At 34.1% G+C, this 16,016-nt stretch carries 15 protein-coding genes; 8 read left to right on the top strand and 7 right to left on the bottom strand.

What is annotated here, in order from left to right:
- The first annotated feature begins 2 nt into the window (after nt 1–2).
- The 5 genes from ICJ83_RS03050 (at nt 3) to ICJ83_RS03030 (ending at nt 3,277) form a co-directional block, all read left to right on the top strand.
- Entirely contained in the window at nt 3–860 is an 858-nt protein-coding gene (locus tag ICJ83_RS03050; protein WP_188228876.1) for a YicC/YloC family endoribonuclease, read from the top strand.
- 21 nt (nt 861–881) lie between these two features.
- Nucleotides 882–1,454: a guanylate kinase gene (gene gmk / locus ICJ83_RS03045; RefSeq protein ID WP_188228875.1), complete on the top strand. Its 573-nt coding sequence runs from the start codon at nt 882–884 to the stop codon at nt 1,452–1,454.
- Between the two features lie 2 nt (nt 1,455–1,456).
- Nucleotides 1,457–2,035, top strand: coding sequence for a nicotinate (nicotinamide) nucleotide adenylyltransferase (gene nadD, locus ICJ83_RS03040; RefSeq protein ID WP_188228874.1), 579 nt, complete (start codon nt 1,457–1,459; stop codon nt 2,033–2,035).
- Between the two features lie 236 nt (nt 2,036–2,271).
- A complete protein-coding gene (locus ICJ83_RS03035) occupies nt 2,272–2,778 on the top strand; it encodes a hypothetical protein (protein ID WP_188228873.1) in 507 nt (168 codons plus the stop codon).
- A gap of 28 nt (nt 2,779–2,806) precedes the next feature.
- On the top strand, nt 2,807–3,277 hold the full coding sequence (locus ICJ83_RS03030; protein ID WP_188228872.1) for a hypothetical protein: 471 nt from the start codon (nt 2,807–2,809) through the stop codon (nt 3,275–3,277).
- 68 nt (nt 3,278–3,345) lie between these two features.
- Here ICJ83_RS03030 and ICJ83_RS03025 read toward each other — a convergent pair whose 3' ends face one another.
- The gene (locus tag ICJ83_RS03025) at nt 3,346–4,287 is read right to left on the bottom strand and encodes a nicotinic acid mononucleotide adenyltransferase (RefSeq protein WP_188228871.1); all 942 of its coding nucleotides are present in this window, start codon (nt 4,285–4,287) and stop codon (nt 3,346–3,348) included.
- Between the two features lie 132 nt (nt 4,288–4,419).
- Between ICJ83_RS03025 and ICJ83_RS03020 the strand changes: the two genes are divergently transcribed.
- Nucleotides 4,420–5,421 (top strand): NAD(P)H-dependent glycerol-3-phosphate dehydrogenase, encoded by a 1,002-nt coding sequence (locus ICJ83_RS03020; RefSeq protein WP_188228870.1) that lies wholly within the window; start codon nt 4,420–4,422, stop codon nt 5,419–5,421.
- 67 nt (nt 5,422–5,488) lie between these two features.
- Here ICJ83_RS03020 and ICJ83_RS03015 read toward each other — a convergent pair whose 3' ends face one another.
- From ICJ83_RS03015 to ICJ83_RS02990, 6 genes are all read right to left on the bottom strand, one after another.
- Nucleotides 5,489–5,884, bottom strand: coding sequence for a hypothetical protein (locus ICJ83_RS03015; RefSeq protein WP_188228869.1), 396 nt, complete (start codon nt 5,882–5,884; stop codon nt 5,489–5,491).
- A 40-nt stretch (nt 5,885–5,924) separates the two neighbouring features.
- Nucleotides 5,925–6,515, bottom strand: a complete 591-nt coding sequence (locus tag ICJ83_RS03010; RefSeq protein WP_188228868.1) for a TetR/AcrR family transcriptional regulator — start codon at nt 6,513–6,515, stop codon at nt 5,925–5,927.
- Between the two features lie 64 nt (nt 6,516–6,579).
- Complete coding sequence (locus ICJ83_RS03005; protein ID WP_188228867.1) at nt 6,580–7,983, bottom strand: TolC family protein; 1,404 nt, start codon at nt 7,981–7,983, stop codon at nt 6,580–6,582.
- A 4-nt stretch (nt 7,984–7,987) separates the two neighbouring features.
- On the bottom strand, nt 7,988–11,119 hold the full coding sequence (locus ICJ83_RS03000) for an efflux RND transporter permease subunit (RefSeq protein WP_188228866.1): 3,132 nt from the start codon (nt 11,117–11,119) through the stop codon (nt 7,988–7,990).
- Nucleotides 11,120–11,133: 14 nt separating this feature from the next.
- Complete coding sequence (locus tag ICJ83_RS02995; protein WP_188228865.1) at nt 11,134–12,261, bottom strand: efflux RND transporter periplasmic adaptor subunit; 1,128 nt, start codon at nt 12,259–12,261, stop codon at nt 11,134–11,136.
- Between the two features lie 17 nt (nt 12,262–12,278).
- Nucleotides 12,279–12,770 (bottom strand): GbsR/MarR family transcriptional regulator, encoded by a 492-nt coding sequence (locus ICJ83_RS02990; protein WP_188228864.1) that lies wholly within the window; start codon nt 12,768–12,770, stop codon nt 12,279–12,281.
- A gap of 169 nt (nt 12,771–12,939) precedes the next feature.
- Here ICJ83_RS02990 and porZ point away from each other — a divergent pair, with 169 nt between their 5' ends.
- Complete coding sequence (gene porZ, locus ICJ83_RS02985) at nt 12,940–15,288, top strand: type IX secretion system anionic LPS delivery protein PorZ (protein ID WP_188228863.1); 2,349 nt, start codon at nt 12,940–12,942, stop codon at nt 15,286–15,288.
- Complete coding sequence (gene recO / locus ICJ83_RS02980; protein WP_188228862.1) at nt 15,288–16,007, top strand: DNA repair protein RecO; 720 nt, start codon at nt 15,288–15,290, stop codon at nt 16,005–16,007. The genes porZ and recO overlap by 1 nt, the downstream gene beginning before the upstream one ends.
- Nucleotides 16,008–16,016: the final 9 nt, after the last annotated feature.

Here is a 16,016-nt window from a genome sequence, read left to right as displayed (position 1 = left end):
TTATGATATACTCCATGACAGGCTATGGTAAATCGGTTTTGCAATTGCCTACAAAAAAGGTAACCATCGAGCTCAAATCGCTAAATAGCAAAAATCTAGATTTAAATGCAAGAATGCCATCTATATATAGAGAAAAGGAACTCGCTATTAGAAAATTGCTTGCCGATAAACTAGTACGAGGAAAAATAGATTTCTCAATTTATGTGGAAGCGACTGCCGAAGATACATCAACCCAAATAAATACGCCTGTGGTGAAACAATATATCGAACAGCTAAAGCAGGTTGTTGATGGTAATGAAATTGAATTACTTAAAATGGCGGTGCGTTTTCCAGATGCTTTAAATACTGTTCGTGAAGAAATAGACGAAAATGAATGGCAGCAAATTGAAACGGAAATTAAGAAGGCTGTAGACGATTTAAACGATCATCGATTAGATGAAGGCAAAGTTCTGGAACAAGATTTTAACACCAGAATAAAAACGATTGAAACTATCCTGGAACAGGTTATTGCTATGGATCCTGAGCGTATTCAAGGGGTTAGAGAGCGCTTACTTAAAGGTGTAGAGGAGTTAAGAGAAAAATATGATGAAAACCGTTTTGAGCAGGAATTAGTCTATTACATTGAGAAATTCGATATTACCGAAGAGAAAGTTCGTTTACAAAACCACTTGAATTATTTTACCGAATCTATTAATTCTAAAGAATCTAACGGAAAAAAATTAGGGTTTATATCTCAGGAAATGGGGCGTGAAATAAATACCATTGGATCAAAAAGTAATTATGCTCCTATGCAGCAGCTAGTCGTTCAAATGAAAGACGAGCTTGAAAAAATTAAAGAACAATTATTAAACGTATTGTAATAATACCAAAACGAATTAGCATTGAATCAAGGTAAACTTATTGTGTTTTCAGCACCATCAGGTTCAGGAAAAACAACTATAGTAAGACATTTATTAGGCATTGAAGATTTAAACTTAGAATTTTCAATTTCGGCAACATCCAGAGAAAGACGAGGCACTGAAGTCGATGGAAAAGATTATTATTTCTTATCGCTAAAAGATTTTAAACAACACATTAAAAATGAAGATTTTTTAGAGTGGGAAGAGGTGTATCGCGATAATTTTTACGGTACTTTAAAAAGTGAAGTCGAGCGTATTTGGACTATGGGTAAGCATGTTATTTTCGATATTGATGTGTCTGGTGGTTTACGCATAAAACGTAAATTTCCAGAACAAACGCTATCTATTTTTGTAAAACCACCAAGTATCGATGAATTAAAAATTCGTTTAAAAAACCGAAAAACTGAAAGTGAAGAAAAGATAAGTATGCGCGTTTCTAAAGCCTCGGCAGAGTTGGCAACAGCACCGCTTTTTGATAAAATTGTTATAAACGACACTTTAGAGCATGCCTTGGAGGAAGCAGAAAACCTGGTAAGAGATTTTATTAAAAGTTAATAATGAAAATCGGATTGTATTTTGGCTCGTTTAATCCCATACACGTGGGACACCTAATTATTGCCAATCATATTTCAGAATACAGCGATCTCGATGAGGTTTGGTTTGTGGTGACACCGCATAATCCATTTAAAAAGAAAAGTACTTTACTAGATAATTACAATAGGCTGGAGTTGGTATTTAGAGCAACAAAAGATTACGATAAGTTAAAACCCTGCGATATCGAATTTAATCTACCACAGCCTAATTATACTATAAATACATTGGTGCATTTACAGGAAAAATATCCAGGCCATGAGTTCGCTTTGCTTATGGGAGAAGATAATCTTAAAAGTTTCCATAAGTGGAAAAATTATCAGGTGATATTGGAAAACCATCATATTTATGTGTATCCTAGAATTTCAGGAGAAAAATTAACTACCATATTCGATAATCATCCTAAAATTCATCATATTGATGCTCCTATTATGGAGCTGTCTTCAACCTTCATTAGAAAATCTATTAAAGCCGGAAAGAATGTAAAACCTATGCTACCCGAACACGTATGGGAGTATATTGATGAAATGTTGTTTTATAGGTAATTTTATATCATACCCTGTTCGAAATTTAACTTTTTGATTAATAAGCTGCTATAAAATGTAATTTTTAATACTCCGATATGAATGCTTCATTTAAAAGGGTTTAGTGAATTTTTAGGCTGTAGTTTGAGAGGTATCTAACTTAATTTATAGAAATAAATTTTATATTTATCTCATTAAAAATAATGAGGCCGTATGTTGTTGGCTTCAATTTATATACCCAAATTAACCCAATATCTATGAAATTTAATCTAACAATTATTCTTTTACTGTTAAGTTTAATTTGTTTTTCTCAAAACGACCTTTTACAAGACATAGACACCTATGCTAAGCATATAGACTCTCGTTCAGATTTAAATTTAGAAAAATATGACTGGAATAAAGTCACAAAAAGTCAAACCGACAATATTGCTACATTGAAAATTTGGAAGAAGGGTAACCAGATTGTAAAAACAGAAGAACAATTTGAAACTACAAATGGCAAGATTTCCAGATTCATTTATTTAAAAAACAATAAACCTATAAAGGGGATTGAAAAGGAAGAGGTCTTTAACCCAACCCCATCTGAAGCCGCTCAATCTAATCAAAAATTACCGTATCAATTACAAGTTTATGTTACTGGGTTTAATGATGAAATTAAAGAATATGAATTTGAAATGAGTGAGGAAGGAGAGCGATATTTTACAGAGCCTTATTGCGATTTAAATAGCCTTTTTGTAATTCTCGACGAGATTGGTAATTTATAAAAATTGAAGGCCTAAATTTTGAGACATATTGAATAAATCTTTTGATTTAAAGAGGAATGGAAGCATAATCATTTATGAGTCTCATCTGCGTTTATTTCTTAAATGGAAGTTAGAATTACATAAAGACTATATATCTATTGGAAAAAAATCATACAAAACAAATACGGTTGAAAAGTTGGTTTTTGAAGTAGATGGAAGATCACATTCAAAAAATCCGTTCGGACCTACTTTGTGTGTTTCCAAAACATATTTAAAATTGAAAGATAAAAGGACGTATGTGCATTTTTTTACAATTGAAGTTGAAGAGAATTATGTTTTATGTAACCAATCTGAATGTTATAAAATAACTGAAAATTTATTAAAAGAAATAAAAGAGAAATACAATATACCTTTTGAGTACAGCCTAGGGGGGGATACAGAAGAAAAAGACCTGACCACAACCTTGGTATTAGTTTTAGTTCCATTAATTTGGATATTGATTTACCTTCTGAGTAAATAAAAAAAACCGCCTAAAGTGCTTAACTTTAAAGCGGTTTCCAATCTACTTAAATAACCAACCAAAAATTTTTAAACCCGTGTACTTGTTCTCGGGTTATTTACTTTATCTTTTCTAGGTTTACGCAATTTATCGGTGTTTCCAGATGCTGCGGTATTTCCTTTTGTGTTTTCTTGTTTTAAATATTGAATATATCCACGTCCGGTAAATTCATAAACCGTTTCCGATGAGGGGTGAAACAATTCTATCTTTTTATCATTTATAACGGTTAATTCGAAGTATTCATTGCTGAAGAAATCATAATCTAATGTTAAAGTTTTTAGGTACATATCGCCTTTAACATCGCCAACACCATAAACTCCTGTATAATCCCAATATAAAGCACCGACATTAGTGCCTTGTAAATCCTGCGAGCTTCTAAACTCTGAGTCATTTCCACCCGCTAAAAACTGTAAAAAGTTTTCATTATCAAATTCATTTAATGCGCCATATGCGCTGGTGTAGGTTTTCTCCCAAGCTTCATATTCTTGCAAGAAATAATGAATGTTATCGTAAAATACAAAATCGTAATCGAACGTGTTACGCTGGTAACCTTCCAGGAAATACGACGTATCATTATTAGGATTGTAAAGTTCAATCGTATTCCGGTCTATCTGATAAACGTCAAAGGTTTCAAAGCCATCTAAATCGTGGTATACATCTAAAATCATGTCGTAGGCGTCGTATTCACCAATATCGATACCTAATCCATTACCATTGCTTCCAAGGCCCACAATATTGTTATTGGCATAAACCACACCATTTAAAAAAGACATAGTGAAGGCTTTTTGTAAAAAAGGCGTTTCACCATAACCAACAGTTTTATTTATATCGACATACCATAATTCGTAAGAGCCTAAAAGCTGATTTAAGGAGATGCCAGGCTCTTCTTCAACAATTACGGTTTCCTGATAGCAGGAGGTAAATAGTGTTGCCGTCAAGGCAAAAGTTAAAAGTAGTTTTACAGTCTTCATAGTCATTCTTTTTTTTTGTTTCTATTTAAAGAGTTTCAAAACGCGTGCCAAAAAAAGGCTTAATAATTTCTTCACACCATTAAAATGAATATTTTATGTACTTTTGCACCTATATAAATTTGTAGAGTTTTCATGGAAAAACCTTTAAAATATGCGGTGTTTGGCGCAGGCAGCTGGGCTACGGCTATTGTTAAAATGCTTTGCGAAAATTTAGATGAAATTGGTTGGTATATGCGCAGCGTATATACCAAAGAGCATTTATTAAAAGAGCAACATAACCCCAATTATTTAAGTTCGGTTGAGTTTCATTTAGAGCAATTAAAAATTAGCAATGATATTAATGAAATTGCTGCATTTGCCGATGTGCTTATTTTTGCCATTCCATCGGCTTTTATGCATAGTGAACTCCAAAAATTAAATATCGATATTTCAAATAAAATTATTGTATCGGCTGTAAAAGGTATTATGCCCGAAAGTGGCTTGTTAGTAGGAGAGCATTTTCATGATTTTTATAATATACCATCTGAAAATATTGCAGTTATTGCAGGCCCATGTCATGCCGAAGAGGTGGCTTTAGAGCGTTTATCTTACCTCACTATTTCCTGCTCCGATTTAACAAAAGCAAAAACTATTGCCAAAACAGTGTCGAGCGATTATATTAAAACAAAGGTTAACGACGATGTTGTTGGTGTTGAGTATGCCGTTATGCTGAAAAACATTTATGCTATTGCAGCTGGGATTGCCCATGGTTTAGGGTATGGAGATAATTTTCAGTCGGTTTTAATGAGCAACTCTATTAGAGAAATGAAACGTTTTATTAAAAAAATGCACAAAATGAAACGAAACATAAACAACTCTGCGTATTTAGGCGATTTGTTAGTTACGGGGTATTCGGTGTTTTCAAGAAATAGAATGTTTGGTAACATGATAGGGAAGGGCTATACCGTAAAATCGGCACAAATGGAAATGAGTATGGTTGCCGAAGGGTATTACGCCACTAAAAGTGCTCATTTACTAAATGAAAAGAATAAAAGAAAAACGAAACTTCCTATAATAAATGCTGTATACGAGGTGTTGTATGAAAATAAAGAGCCTAAAAAGGTATTTAAAAAGTTAACCGAAAAGCTAGATTAAATTCTAGATTAGAATTAAAAAGGCATCGCATATGCGATGCCTTTTTTTATATAAAAAAATACGTTTCTTATTTTACCATTACACCTTTAACTTTCATTAATGGAACGGGCTGTAAGGCTTTTAAATTGATTGTATTTTTTCTAAATACATACGTTTTTTCAAACATTTGATTGCCTTCAAAAAAGGTGACTTTAAATTGATTATTTAAAGCAAATACAGCCTCTTGCATCAATTCAATTTTAGCATAGCTTTTTGCTGGTAACTTATCTAATTTTTTTCTGAATACTGAGGTTATTTTTTCATCGTTGTATCCGTTGGTAACAATAAGTACAACATCTAAATCAACTTCCTTGTCGTTTATTATGTATGCATTCCAGTCTTGTGTTTTGTATATGTCGTTATATTCGTTCACAACGGCTACATAAACGTCTTCTACTTTAGGAATGTCTATATCTTTTTTCATGGTTTAAAGTCCTTAATTTCAATTTGCAAAAATAGGCAAACTATTCAAAATTTAACTTATAATTTGGCGTTGTAATGCCTTGTAAATTGTAAACGATAAAATGATTTAAAAGTTCTTCGTTACTATAGTTGTCAAAAAATGTATTGTTTTTTAATGCAATTTCCTCAAAACGCAGAAAATATAAATCGCAAAAGAGTCTTAAGTTCACTTCAGGTTTAATATAGCCCAGGGATTTGGCAGTTTCCAGAAGTTGAAATATAACCGAATTTAGAATGAATTCCCTAAATGTATCGAATATATCATTAGCCTTTGGATAATATTTTTTAAGGCCGAATATGAATGAAGGTTTAAAATGTGAAATATGGGCAAATGCTTTTTTATAAATCAATATAATACTCGTAATAGGGTCGGCATTCTTATTTGTGATAATAATGTTAATGTCGGATTTGAAATTTTCTATTAATAATTCTACGCATTGAATTACTAAATCCTCTTTACTATTAAAGTATTTATATATGGTTTTTTTTGAAATACCTAATTTTGAAGCGAGCTCGTCCATAGTAAAGCGTTTACTGCCGAATTTTGTAAAATTCGATACTGAACAGGCTAAAACTTCTTCTTTTGTGGTCATCGTTCTTAAGTAAAATAGCCGAGGCACTAACTTTTTTTACTGTTAATGCCTCAGTTTTGTCAATTTATTTCCAACCGCCACCTAAGGCTTCATAAATATTTACAACGCTTAACAGTTGTTGCAACTTATTATCAATAACATTAAGTTCGGCGTTTAAGGCACTTTGTCTGGCTGTTAACAGGTCTAAATATGTAGCATAGCCGTTCTCAAGTAAAACTTCAGAATTTGTTTCAGCGTTTCTTAATGCCTCTACTTCTTTTTGTCGGTATTCGAATTTTTCGGTTTCAGCATTATAGGTATAAAGTGCATTGGAGACTTCATTACCAGCAACTAATAACGCTTTTTTAAAGTTAAGTAAGGCTTGTTCTTGCTGAGCTTCGGCGACTTCTTTTTGCGTTTTTATTTTTCGTTGATTAAAAATAGGCTGAGTTAATCCGCCAACAATATTTGCAAACAACGAATTGGTACTAAGAAGTTGGTCTAATTGTAAACTTTGAAAACCTCCTGTAGCTGTAATGGTTAACGAAGGATAGAAATTGCTTCGTGCCACATTTGTCATTTCAAACGATTGTATTAAACCGAATTCTGCCGCCATAACATCCGGGCGGTTGCTTAATAGCTGTGAAGGAACGCCTGTTTTTATTTCGGCATCCAGATTTTGATCCGTCAAATCGCTGCGCTCGACAACAATAGAAGTTCTTCCTAAAAGTAAGTTTAAAGTATTTTCGGTAGTAAAAATAGCGGTTTTTAAATCGACTTCAAGTGCTTTGGCATTGTTGTATTGCGCAATATTTTGGTCGACAGCTACCTGATTAACTTGACCAGCATCTTTTAATGCTTTAATCGTTTCTATACTACTTGCTCTATTTGCTATGGTTTGTCTGGTTATAGCCAATTGTGCATCGTAAGCCAGTAACTGATAATATACAGATGCAATGCTTGATACTAACTGGGTTTTTACCGCCTGATGCGCTGCGACACTCTGGAGGTAACTCGCTTCGCTGGCACGTTTGTTACTTCGGATTTTACCCCAGATATCGGCTTCCCAAGATAAATTACTCGACAATTCAAACTGTTCTATTGCTCCGTTGAAAAATGACCCAAACTGACTATTCCTGGCTAATTCCTGGTGCGTCATGGAAGCCTTTGCGCTTATACTGGGTAAATATCCTGCTTTTCCTTGTTTGTAATAAGCTTCGGCCGCTGCCATTTGTTGAATAGCCACCCTGATATCGATATTGTTTTCGAGACCTTCTTCTATATAATTTTGTAAATAGGAATCGGAAAACATGTCTTTCCATGATATGTCGGCCATAGAAATACTATCGGAAGGTAAAGCGTCGGTTCTGTATAAATGCTCGGTATCTTCAAAATCTGGACTCTTGTAATCTTTCGCTACAAAACAACTTTGCAGTGTTAAGGTTAGCACTAAAAGCAGTACTAATTTATGTTTTATTATTGCTCTCATTATTTTAATCTTCAACAATTTTAATTTCTGGTTTTCCCGATATTTTTTCCTGCAGCCATTGAAATGCAATAAACAATACTGGAATTATGAATACACCTAAAATAGTTCCTATAAACATACCTCCGGCAGCTCCCGTACCAATCGAGTTATTTCCTTCGGCACCTACACCTTTTGCTAATACTAAAGGCATTAGACCTAATATAAAGGCGAACGAGGTCATTAAAATAGGTCTTAAGCGCGCTTTTGAACCATGAATGGCTGCATCAATTAGACTTTCACCATTTCGTCTGCGTTGCAATGCGAATTCTACGATTAAAATCGCATTCTTGGCTAATAACCCAACCAGCATGACGAGTGCAATTTGGAAATAAATGTTGTTTTCTAGCCCCATTAGTTTTGTAGAGAAGAAGGCGCCAAAAACACCAAGTGGTAATGAAAATATCACCGATAGCGGTAAAATATAACTTTCGTATTGTGCCGATAATAAGAAATATACAAACACGATAACCAGTAAAAATATAATTACGGTTTGGTTTCCTGCATTAACTTCTTCTCGAGATAGTCCGGAATACGCCACTTCATAATTACTTGGTAAATTTTTAATTTCTTCATTTACAATGGCAATCGCATCACCAGTACTAAAACCTGGATTTGAGGCACCACTAATTTTAGAAGAATTGTATAGGTTGAATCGGGTAACCGATTGTGGTCCGTACACGCGCTTTAAGTTTACAAATTGTGTTATAGGCGTCATGTCTCCGCTACCGGTTTTAATGTATAATTCGTTAAGTGAATTTTCGTTGGAACGATCTTCTGGTAATGCTTGAATATACACGCGGTACTGTTTACCAAATCTCGCAAAATCTGCAGCATATACCCCTCCAATATAACCTTGTAAAGTAGAGAAAATACTGCTTATAGATACCCCGTACTTTTTGGCAAGAGGCACATTAATTTCCATCTCATACTGCGGGTAATTCGTATTAAAGGACGATTGCCCGTATTTAATTTCAGGATGTTTCATTAAATTACCTATAAACTCCTGAGTTGTTTTATCTAGGTCGTCGAAACTTCCACCGGATTTATCTAATAAATTTACTTCGAAACCACCGGCTAATCCAAATCCAGGAATACTTGGAGGTGCAAAGAAGATGATATTAGCATCGGGTATGGTTGCTGCAATACCAAATAATTTGGCAATAATAGCATCGGCCGATTCGGCTTCATCTTCGCGCTCTTCCCAAGGATTTAATTTCACAAAACCTAAACCGTAATTAGTACCGGCACCACTTATTAAACTTCTTCCGTTAATTACCGTAACACCTCTTACACCTGAGATCTGGCTTGCTTTTTCATAAAGTTCGTTGGTAACTTCATTGGTACGATCCATGGATGCACCGGCAGGTAATTCTACGTTCATAAAAATAATTCCGCGATCTTCGGAAGGAACAAAACCTGTAGGCGTTGTATTGGCAGTCCACCAGATGCCTACACCTGCCATAATTAGTATGACTACGGTAATCCATTTGTTATGCGATAAGAATTTTAAGGATCTTCCATAGCGTTCTGTTGTGGCATTAAAAGCAGCATTAAATGCGTCGTAAAAGCGTTGTAAAATGCTTTTGCTTTTATGTTGGTCGTTATGCGGTTTTAAAAATAAAGCACAAAGTGCAGGGCTTAAAGTTAAGGCGTTAACTGCCGAAATTAGAATAGCTACAATTAGTGTGACACCAAACTGTTCATAAAAAACTCCTGTTGGCCCTTGAATAAAAGTTACAGGAATAAATACGGCGGCCATTACAAGTGTAATTGAGATTATAGCTCCCGAAATTTCGTGCATAGCTCCCAATGTTGCCTTTTTCGGATTGTGTTCTCCCTGGTCTATTTTGGCATGTACAGCTTCAACAACTACAATTGCATCATCTACCACAATACCAATGGCCAGAACTAATGCAAATAAGGTTAACAGGTTAATAGAATATCCAAAAAGATTTAGAAAAAAGAAGGTTCCAATAATGGCTACAGGTACAGCAATCGCTGGAATTAACGTAGAGCGGAAATCTTGAAGAAATATGAAAACCACTAAAAATACCAGTAAAAATGCTTCAATTAAAGTGTGTTTTACTTTGTTCATCGATGCCGTTAAAAAGTCGTTGGTATCGTAGTTGATAACATATTTTACGCCATCAGGAAAATCTTTTGAAAGGCGTTCTAGCTCCGATTTAATTTCCCTAATAATATCTTGTGCATTGGAACCAGCAGTTTGATAAATTCCCATATTCACACTTGGGAAACCTTCGGTAAAACCAAACGACTCATAACCTTGTGCATCCATTTGTACGGTGGCAACATCTTTTAATCTTAAGTATTCGCCATTATCTAAAGCTCTTATAATGATATTTTCATACTGGTCCTCTGATTTATAGCGCCCACTGTATTTGATATTATACGTAAATGCTTGACCGTCATTTTGCCCCAAGGCACCAGCTGAAGCTTCTAAACTTTGCTCTCTTAAAGCAGCTGTAACATCGGAAGGTATTAAGTTATACGCTGCTAATTTTTCTGGTTTTAACCAGATACGCATAGCATAATCCTGATTGGAAAATACATTGACATCACCCACGCCGTTAACACGTTGTAGCGCTGGTATTACATTAATTTTTAAATAATTTTGAATATAGGTGGCATTGTAATCTTCATTTTCAGAAAATACTGAGAAAAACATTAATGCCGAAGTTTGTTGTTTTTGTGTCAGTACACCAGTTTGTTTTACCTCTTGCGGTAACAAAGGATTTGCCCGAGCAACACGGTTTTGAACGTTTACTGCTGCGATATCTGGATCTATATTTTGATTAAAAAATACCGTAATACTAGCAGAACCATTATTGTCGGCCGATGAGGTCATATAGGTCATACCCTCTACACCATTAATTTGTTCTTCAATAGGAATGATAACACTCTCTAAAATAGTTTCTGCACTTGCTCCAGGGTAGGAGGCTCTTACCTGAATGGTAGGTGGAGCAATATCAGGATACTGTTCTACCGGAAGGGCTATATAACCTAATATCCCCATAATAACAATGATTATTGATATTACGGTAGATAAAACCGGTCTTTCGATAAATGTTTTTAACATAGCTTAAAAATTAATTATTGAAATAGTGGTTTTAAAGGTTTAACAACACTATCGAAGGCCACTTCCTGAGGAATAATGCTCATGTTATTTCTTAATTTACCAATGCCTTTTACCACAATTTTATCACCCGACTTAATACCCGATTCAATAATGTAAAATGTACTGGTTTTATCTTTTATATTTATTAATGTAGATGATACTGTTTGGTCTGGGTTTACTTTATAAACAAAGATTTGCCCTTGTTGTTCGTAAGTTGCCGATTGTGGTACTACCGTGGCATTGCTATAGTTTGTAGGGATTTCAATGGTACCGCTATTTCCGTTTGACAAAATAAGGTTCGCATTATTAAATAGAGCTCTAAAGCTAACGGTTCCAGTTGTTGCATCTATTTGACCGGTGACTGTTTGGATAGTACCTTCTTCGGTATAAGTTTGTCCGTTTGCCAGTATCAAATTAACTTTAGGAAAGTTTTCAATTTTCTCTTGTCTCGTGTTGCCATCCGTTTTTTGGAGAAAATTTAAGTATTCTGTTTCATTCATTGAAAAGAATGCATAAACATTATCAATACTTGCTACTGTTGTTAATGGCTTTGTACTGGTAGCACTTACTAGTGCACCTTCACGGTAGGCTATAGCACCAACATATCCATCTACAGGACTGGTTACAGTGGCATATCCAATGTTAGCAACAATACTGTTATAATTGCTTTTGGCCTGAAGGAGTTTTGCTTTGGCAGTTTCTAACTGAACTGCGCTAATTATATTTTTTTCTACTAGAGGAATTAATTTGTCAACTTCAACTTGAGCGGCATTTACGTTGGCTTTTGCAGCTTCGGCATCCTGACTCAAAGCTTGGGTTTCTAACTTAAATAAAGCCTGGCCTTTTTTAACTTTTTGCCCTTCATCGATTAATACTTTTTGAATGTATCCTGAAACTTTTGCTCGAACTTCACTGCTTATTGTACCTTCAACGGTGGCAGGATATTTAACAAATGAAGTGACATTTTTTACTGGAACAGTAGATACGGTAAAAGGTAAAACTTGCTGTTGATTTGGTGCAGATTGCTTGGTGTCATTACCACAGGCAACAAGTATTACAGATGCTAAGAGAAGCGTTATTTTGGTATGGATTTTTGTTATCATTTTATTTATTGAATTTTCTAATTTGATCTTTCTATGATTCTGGATTTTAATTTTAGAATGGATTGCGTGGCTTCCTCTAAATACTGAAGATAATCGTCATGGAACTCTAAATCGAATTGTTCCTCTTCATTTAGGTTGTCTAATTTGTTAACTTTTTCTTTATAGGCTTTAATTTCTAAATGCATTTCTTTTTCAAGATTCCAAGATTCTACCATATTATCAATACCAATAAGTATGGTGTCCTTTTTAATGACGAAATATTTTTTTCGATCACCCGGTTTAGTGAAATATTCTATTTTTTTTAAATCTTGAAGATGATTTAAATGTGTAGAAATGGTGCTTTTACTGGCGGCTAAATCAACAACCAGATCTTCGAAAGTTGTTCCCGATTTGCCTTTAAGAATAGCATAGGCCATAATACGTGCAGCAACTGGAGCCAATTGCTCTTTAGTTTCTAGGAAAACGCCTAATTTTTCAATTAAGGTACTTCGTTCTTTGCAAGTCATCATTTTTAAATAATTTCATGCAAAAATACGAATGGTTCGGAATAAACCGAACTAAACGAAGTTAAAATTTCTTAAAATTTTCCCACGCTTCAATTTATTGCTTTGTTCAAATTATATTATTTTCATTTAAAACTCGTTAGTAATAAATATATTTGACAGGTAAATACGATATATGTTTAGAAAAATTGCTGTAATTATATTATGTGTTAGTTCCATTTTGGTTGGTGCTCAGGATTATTCGGCTTCCTGGAAGGGGTATTTTTCATTTTATAATGTTAAAACAGTAGTTGAGGGCAATTCTAAAATTTATGCGGCTGCCGATAATGCCGTTTTTGTTTATGATAAACAAACAAATGACATACATGAAATAACTACCATTAACGGTTTGTCGGGCGAAACCATCTCAACCATTTATTACAGTGATGCTTATGAACTCCTGGTTGTTGGGTACGAAAACGGTTTGATGGAAATTGTTTTTGATAATGATAACGATGTTTTAACTATTGTTGACATACTAGATAAAGTAACCATTCCTCCAACAAGTAAGCGAATTAATCACTTTTATGCTTTCAATAACTTAGTCTATATTTCTACGCGTTACGGGGTATCAGTTTTCGATTTAGAACGGCTGGAATTCGGAGATACTTTTTTTATCGGGAACGGCGGTACTCAGGTTCAGGTAAATCAAACTACGGTTTACGATAATTATATTTATGCGGCTTGCGCTGGAGATCAAGGATTACGCCGAGCGTCCTTGTTAGATACAAATCTTATTGATTTTAATAATTGGGAAACCGTTACCACAGGAAGTTTTATTGCAGTTACGACACAGGGCGATAATTTATACGCTGTTAGAAGTGATAGACGCTTGTTTAAAATTGAAAATGGTTTATTTACAGAGTTAATTCAATTTGGCGATAGTCCATTGGATGTTCAAGCTGTTAATAATAACTTGGTAGTAACAACGCGAAATAATATGTTTGTTTACGATACTATGTTTAATTTGGTGTCGCAATTAGATATCGATTCAAATTTTACAACACAGTATACTTCCGGTGTAGCGGATACAAATTATATGTTTGTAGGAACCAGAGATTTTGGTGTTTTAAAAGTTGATTTATTTAATACCTCTACAATAGAAGAAATACATCCTAACGGACTGTTGTTAAACCGACCTTTTGGCTTACAAGCTGAGCCTAACGGACTTTGGGTAACATTTGGGGAGCATGATTTATGGTATAACCCTTATCCTTTAAATAGCCGTGGTATCAGTCATTTAAAACATGGTGAATGGATAAACACAGCATATTCAGATTTATTTGACGCAAAATGTTTAAATAAAATTTCTGTTAATCCATTTAATAAGAATCAAGTTTTTATAAGTTCATTTTTTAATGGGTTATTAGAATTAAATGATGAAATCCCTACCTTTTTATATAATGAAACTAATAGTGCACTAGAGTCATTGGTACTTGCTAACAATCCAAGTTATGTCGATATTAGAATAGGTGCTTCTGCATTTGATTCTAATGGCGTATTATGGGTTACAAATGGATTTTCTGAGCATCAAATCAAGTCTCTAAATCCTTCTAGCAATCAATGGAAGTCTTACAGTATAGATCAAATTGTACCCGAGCCAGCTTTAAATCATGGATTTAAAGATATTATTGTAGATAACAATGGCGTAAAATGGATGACAGCGGGATATTCCTATGGCGTAATAGCATTTAATGAAAATGGAGGAAACCCAAAAATGAAAGCAATTTATAGTGAGGAGCAAAATATGCCTTTTACTTTCTCTACAGCGATTGCCATGGATAAGAGAAATCAATTATGGATAGGGACATATCGTGGTTTACGCGTGTTGTACAATACCTCCGATATTTTTGAAAACGACAATATTCAGGTGAACGAAATTATTATAGAAGAAGGTGGTATAGCGAAGGAATTATTATTTCAACAATATATTACCGATATAAAAGTTGACGGTTCTAATAATAAATGGATAGGAACATCAGATTCTGGAATATTTTATTTTTCAGCAGATGGTCAAAAAACCATTTATCATTTTACAACCGAAAATTCGCCATTACCATCTAACGTTATTCAAGATATCTCTATTGATGAAGTAAATGGTGTGGTTTATATAGCAACATCTCGTGGTTTGGTTTCTTTTTTATCAGGAAGCTCCAGTCCATTTACAACCTTAGAAAAAGCATATGCTTATCCTAATCCGGTTCGACCTAATTTTAATATTGTGGAGGATAAGGTGAAAATAAAAGACATATCGGAAAATGTAAATATTAAGATAACCGATATTGAGGGTAATTTAGTTGCCGAAGGGCAATCCAGAACTAATCAACGGTATGGGGGGTATAATTTGGAGATCGATGGAGGAACAGCCTATTGGAATGGAAAAAATCTGGCAAATAACATTGTAGCATCGGGGGTCTATTTGGTTATGCTGTCCGACTTGGATACGTACGAAACCAAAGTTTTAAAAATAATGGTCGTTAGGTAATGCTTTTAACAACAAATGCCATTGTTCTTTCTAAAATAAAATATAAGGACAACGATTTAATAGTAACCTGTTATACCCAACAACAGGGGGTTATCGGTTTTTTACTAAAAGGCGTATTAAAAAGTAAAAAGTCGAGTAATAAAGTGGCTTATTTTCAATTGTTATCGCAATTACAATTAGTCGTAAATTATAAAAGTAATAGGTCGTTACATATTGTAAAGGAGTCAAAACCCATTAATGTATATCACGCCTTACATACACATGTTTTAAAGAGTGCCATAGTTATGTTTTTGTCTGAAGTTTTATTTTCAGCATTGCGGGAAGAAGAGCAAAATCAAGCATTATACAGTTATATTGAAACCGCGCTATTATGGTTAGATGAACAAACCGATTTTGCGAATTTCCATTTATTATTTCTTCTGAATTTAACGAAATACTTAGGATTTTATCCAGATACAGCGAGCATTGATTTTCCATATTTTAATTTAGTAGATGGTATGTTCGACTTAAAAGAATATGGTAAACATTCGGTTTCAGGTGATGATTTAAAACTATTAAAGTTATTTTTAGGTTTATCGTTCGATGAATTGCCTACGGTAAAAATAAGTTCCAGACAACGCCAGTCATTTCTTAATATGTTATTACAATATTATGAATTGCACCTCGATAGTTTTAGAAAACCAAAATCACTTGAAATACTAAACCAAGTATTTAGTTAAGGTTATAAT

Source organism: Aestuariibaculum sediminum (assembly GCF_014596945.1).
Taxonomy (GTDB): domain Bacteria; phylum Bacteroidota; class Bacteroidia; order Flavobacteriales; family Flavobacteriaceae; genus Aestuariibaculum; species Aestuariibaculum sediminum.
This window is presented reverse-complemented; position numbering and strand designations above follow the sequence as displayed.

Excerpts from the sequence above, each read along its gene's own strand:
- ICJ83_RS03050 (WP_188228876.1), top strand. The coding sequence starts at position 3 with ATGATATACTCCATGACAGGCTATGGTAAATCGGTTTTGCAATTGCCT.
- nadD (WP_188228874.1), top strand. The coding sequence starts at position 1,457 with ATGAAAATCGGATTGTATTTTGGCTCGTTTAATCCCATACACGTGGGA.
- ICJ83_RS03035 (WP_188228873.1), top strand. The coding sequence starts at position 2,272 with ATGAAATTTAATCTAACAATTATTCTTTTACTGTTAAGTTTAATTTGT.
- ICJ83_RS03025 (WP_188228871.1), bottom strand. The coding sequence starts at position 4,287 with ATGAAGACTGTAAAACTACTTTTAACTTTTGCCTTGACGGCAACACTA.
- ICJ83_RS03020 (WP_188228870.1), top strand. The coding sequence starts at position 4,420 with ATGGAAAAACCTTTAAAATATGCGGTGTTTGGCGCAGGCAGCTGGGCT.
- ICJ83_RS03015 (WP_188228869.1), bottom strand. The coding sequence starts at position 5,884 with ATGAAAAAAGATATAGACATTCCTAAAGTAGAAGACGTTTATGTAGCC.
- ICJ83_RS03010 (WP_188228868.1), bottom strand. The coding sequence starts at position 6,515 with ATGACCACAAAAGAAGAAGTTTTAGCCTGTTCAGTATCGAATTTTACA.
- ICJ83_RS03005 (WP_188228867.1), bottom strand. The coding sequence starts at position 7,983 with ATGAGAGCAATAATAAAACATAAATTAGTACTGCTTTTAGTGCTAACC.
- ICJ83_RS03000 (WP_188228866.1), bottom strand. The coding sequence starts at position 11,119 with ATGTTAAAAACATTTATCGAAAGACCGGTTTTATCTACCGTAATATCA.
- ICJ83_RS02995 (WP_188228865.1), bottom strand. The coding sequence starts at position 12,261 with ATGATAACAAAAATCCATACCAAAATAACGCTTCTCTTAGCATCTGTA.
- ICJ83_RS02990 (WP_188228864.1), bottom strand. The coding sequence starts at position 12,770 with ATGATGACTTGCAAAGAACGAAGTACCTTAATTGAAAAATTAGGCGTT.
- porZ (WP_188228863.1), top strand. The coding sequence starts at position 12,940 with ATGTTTAGAAAAATTGCTGTAATTATATTATGTGTTAGTTCCATTTTG.
- recO (WP_188228862.1), top strand. The coding sequence starts at position 15,288 with ATGCTTTTAACAACAAATGCCATTGTTCTTTCTAAAATAAAATATAAG.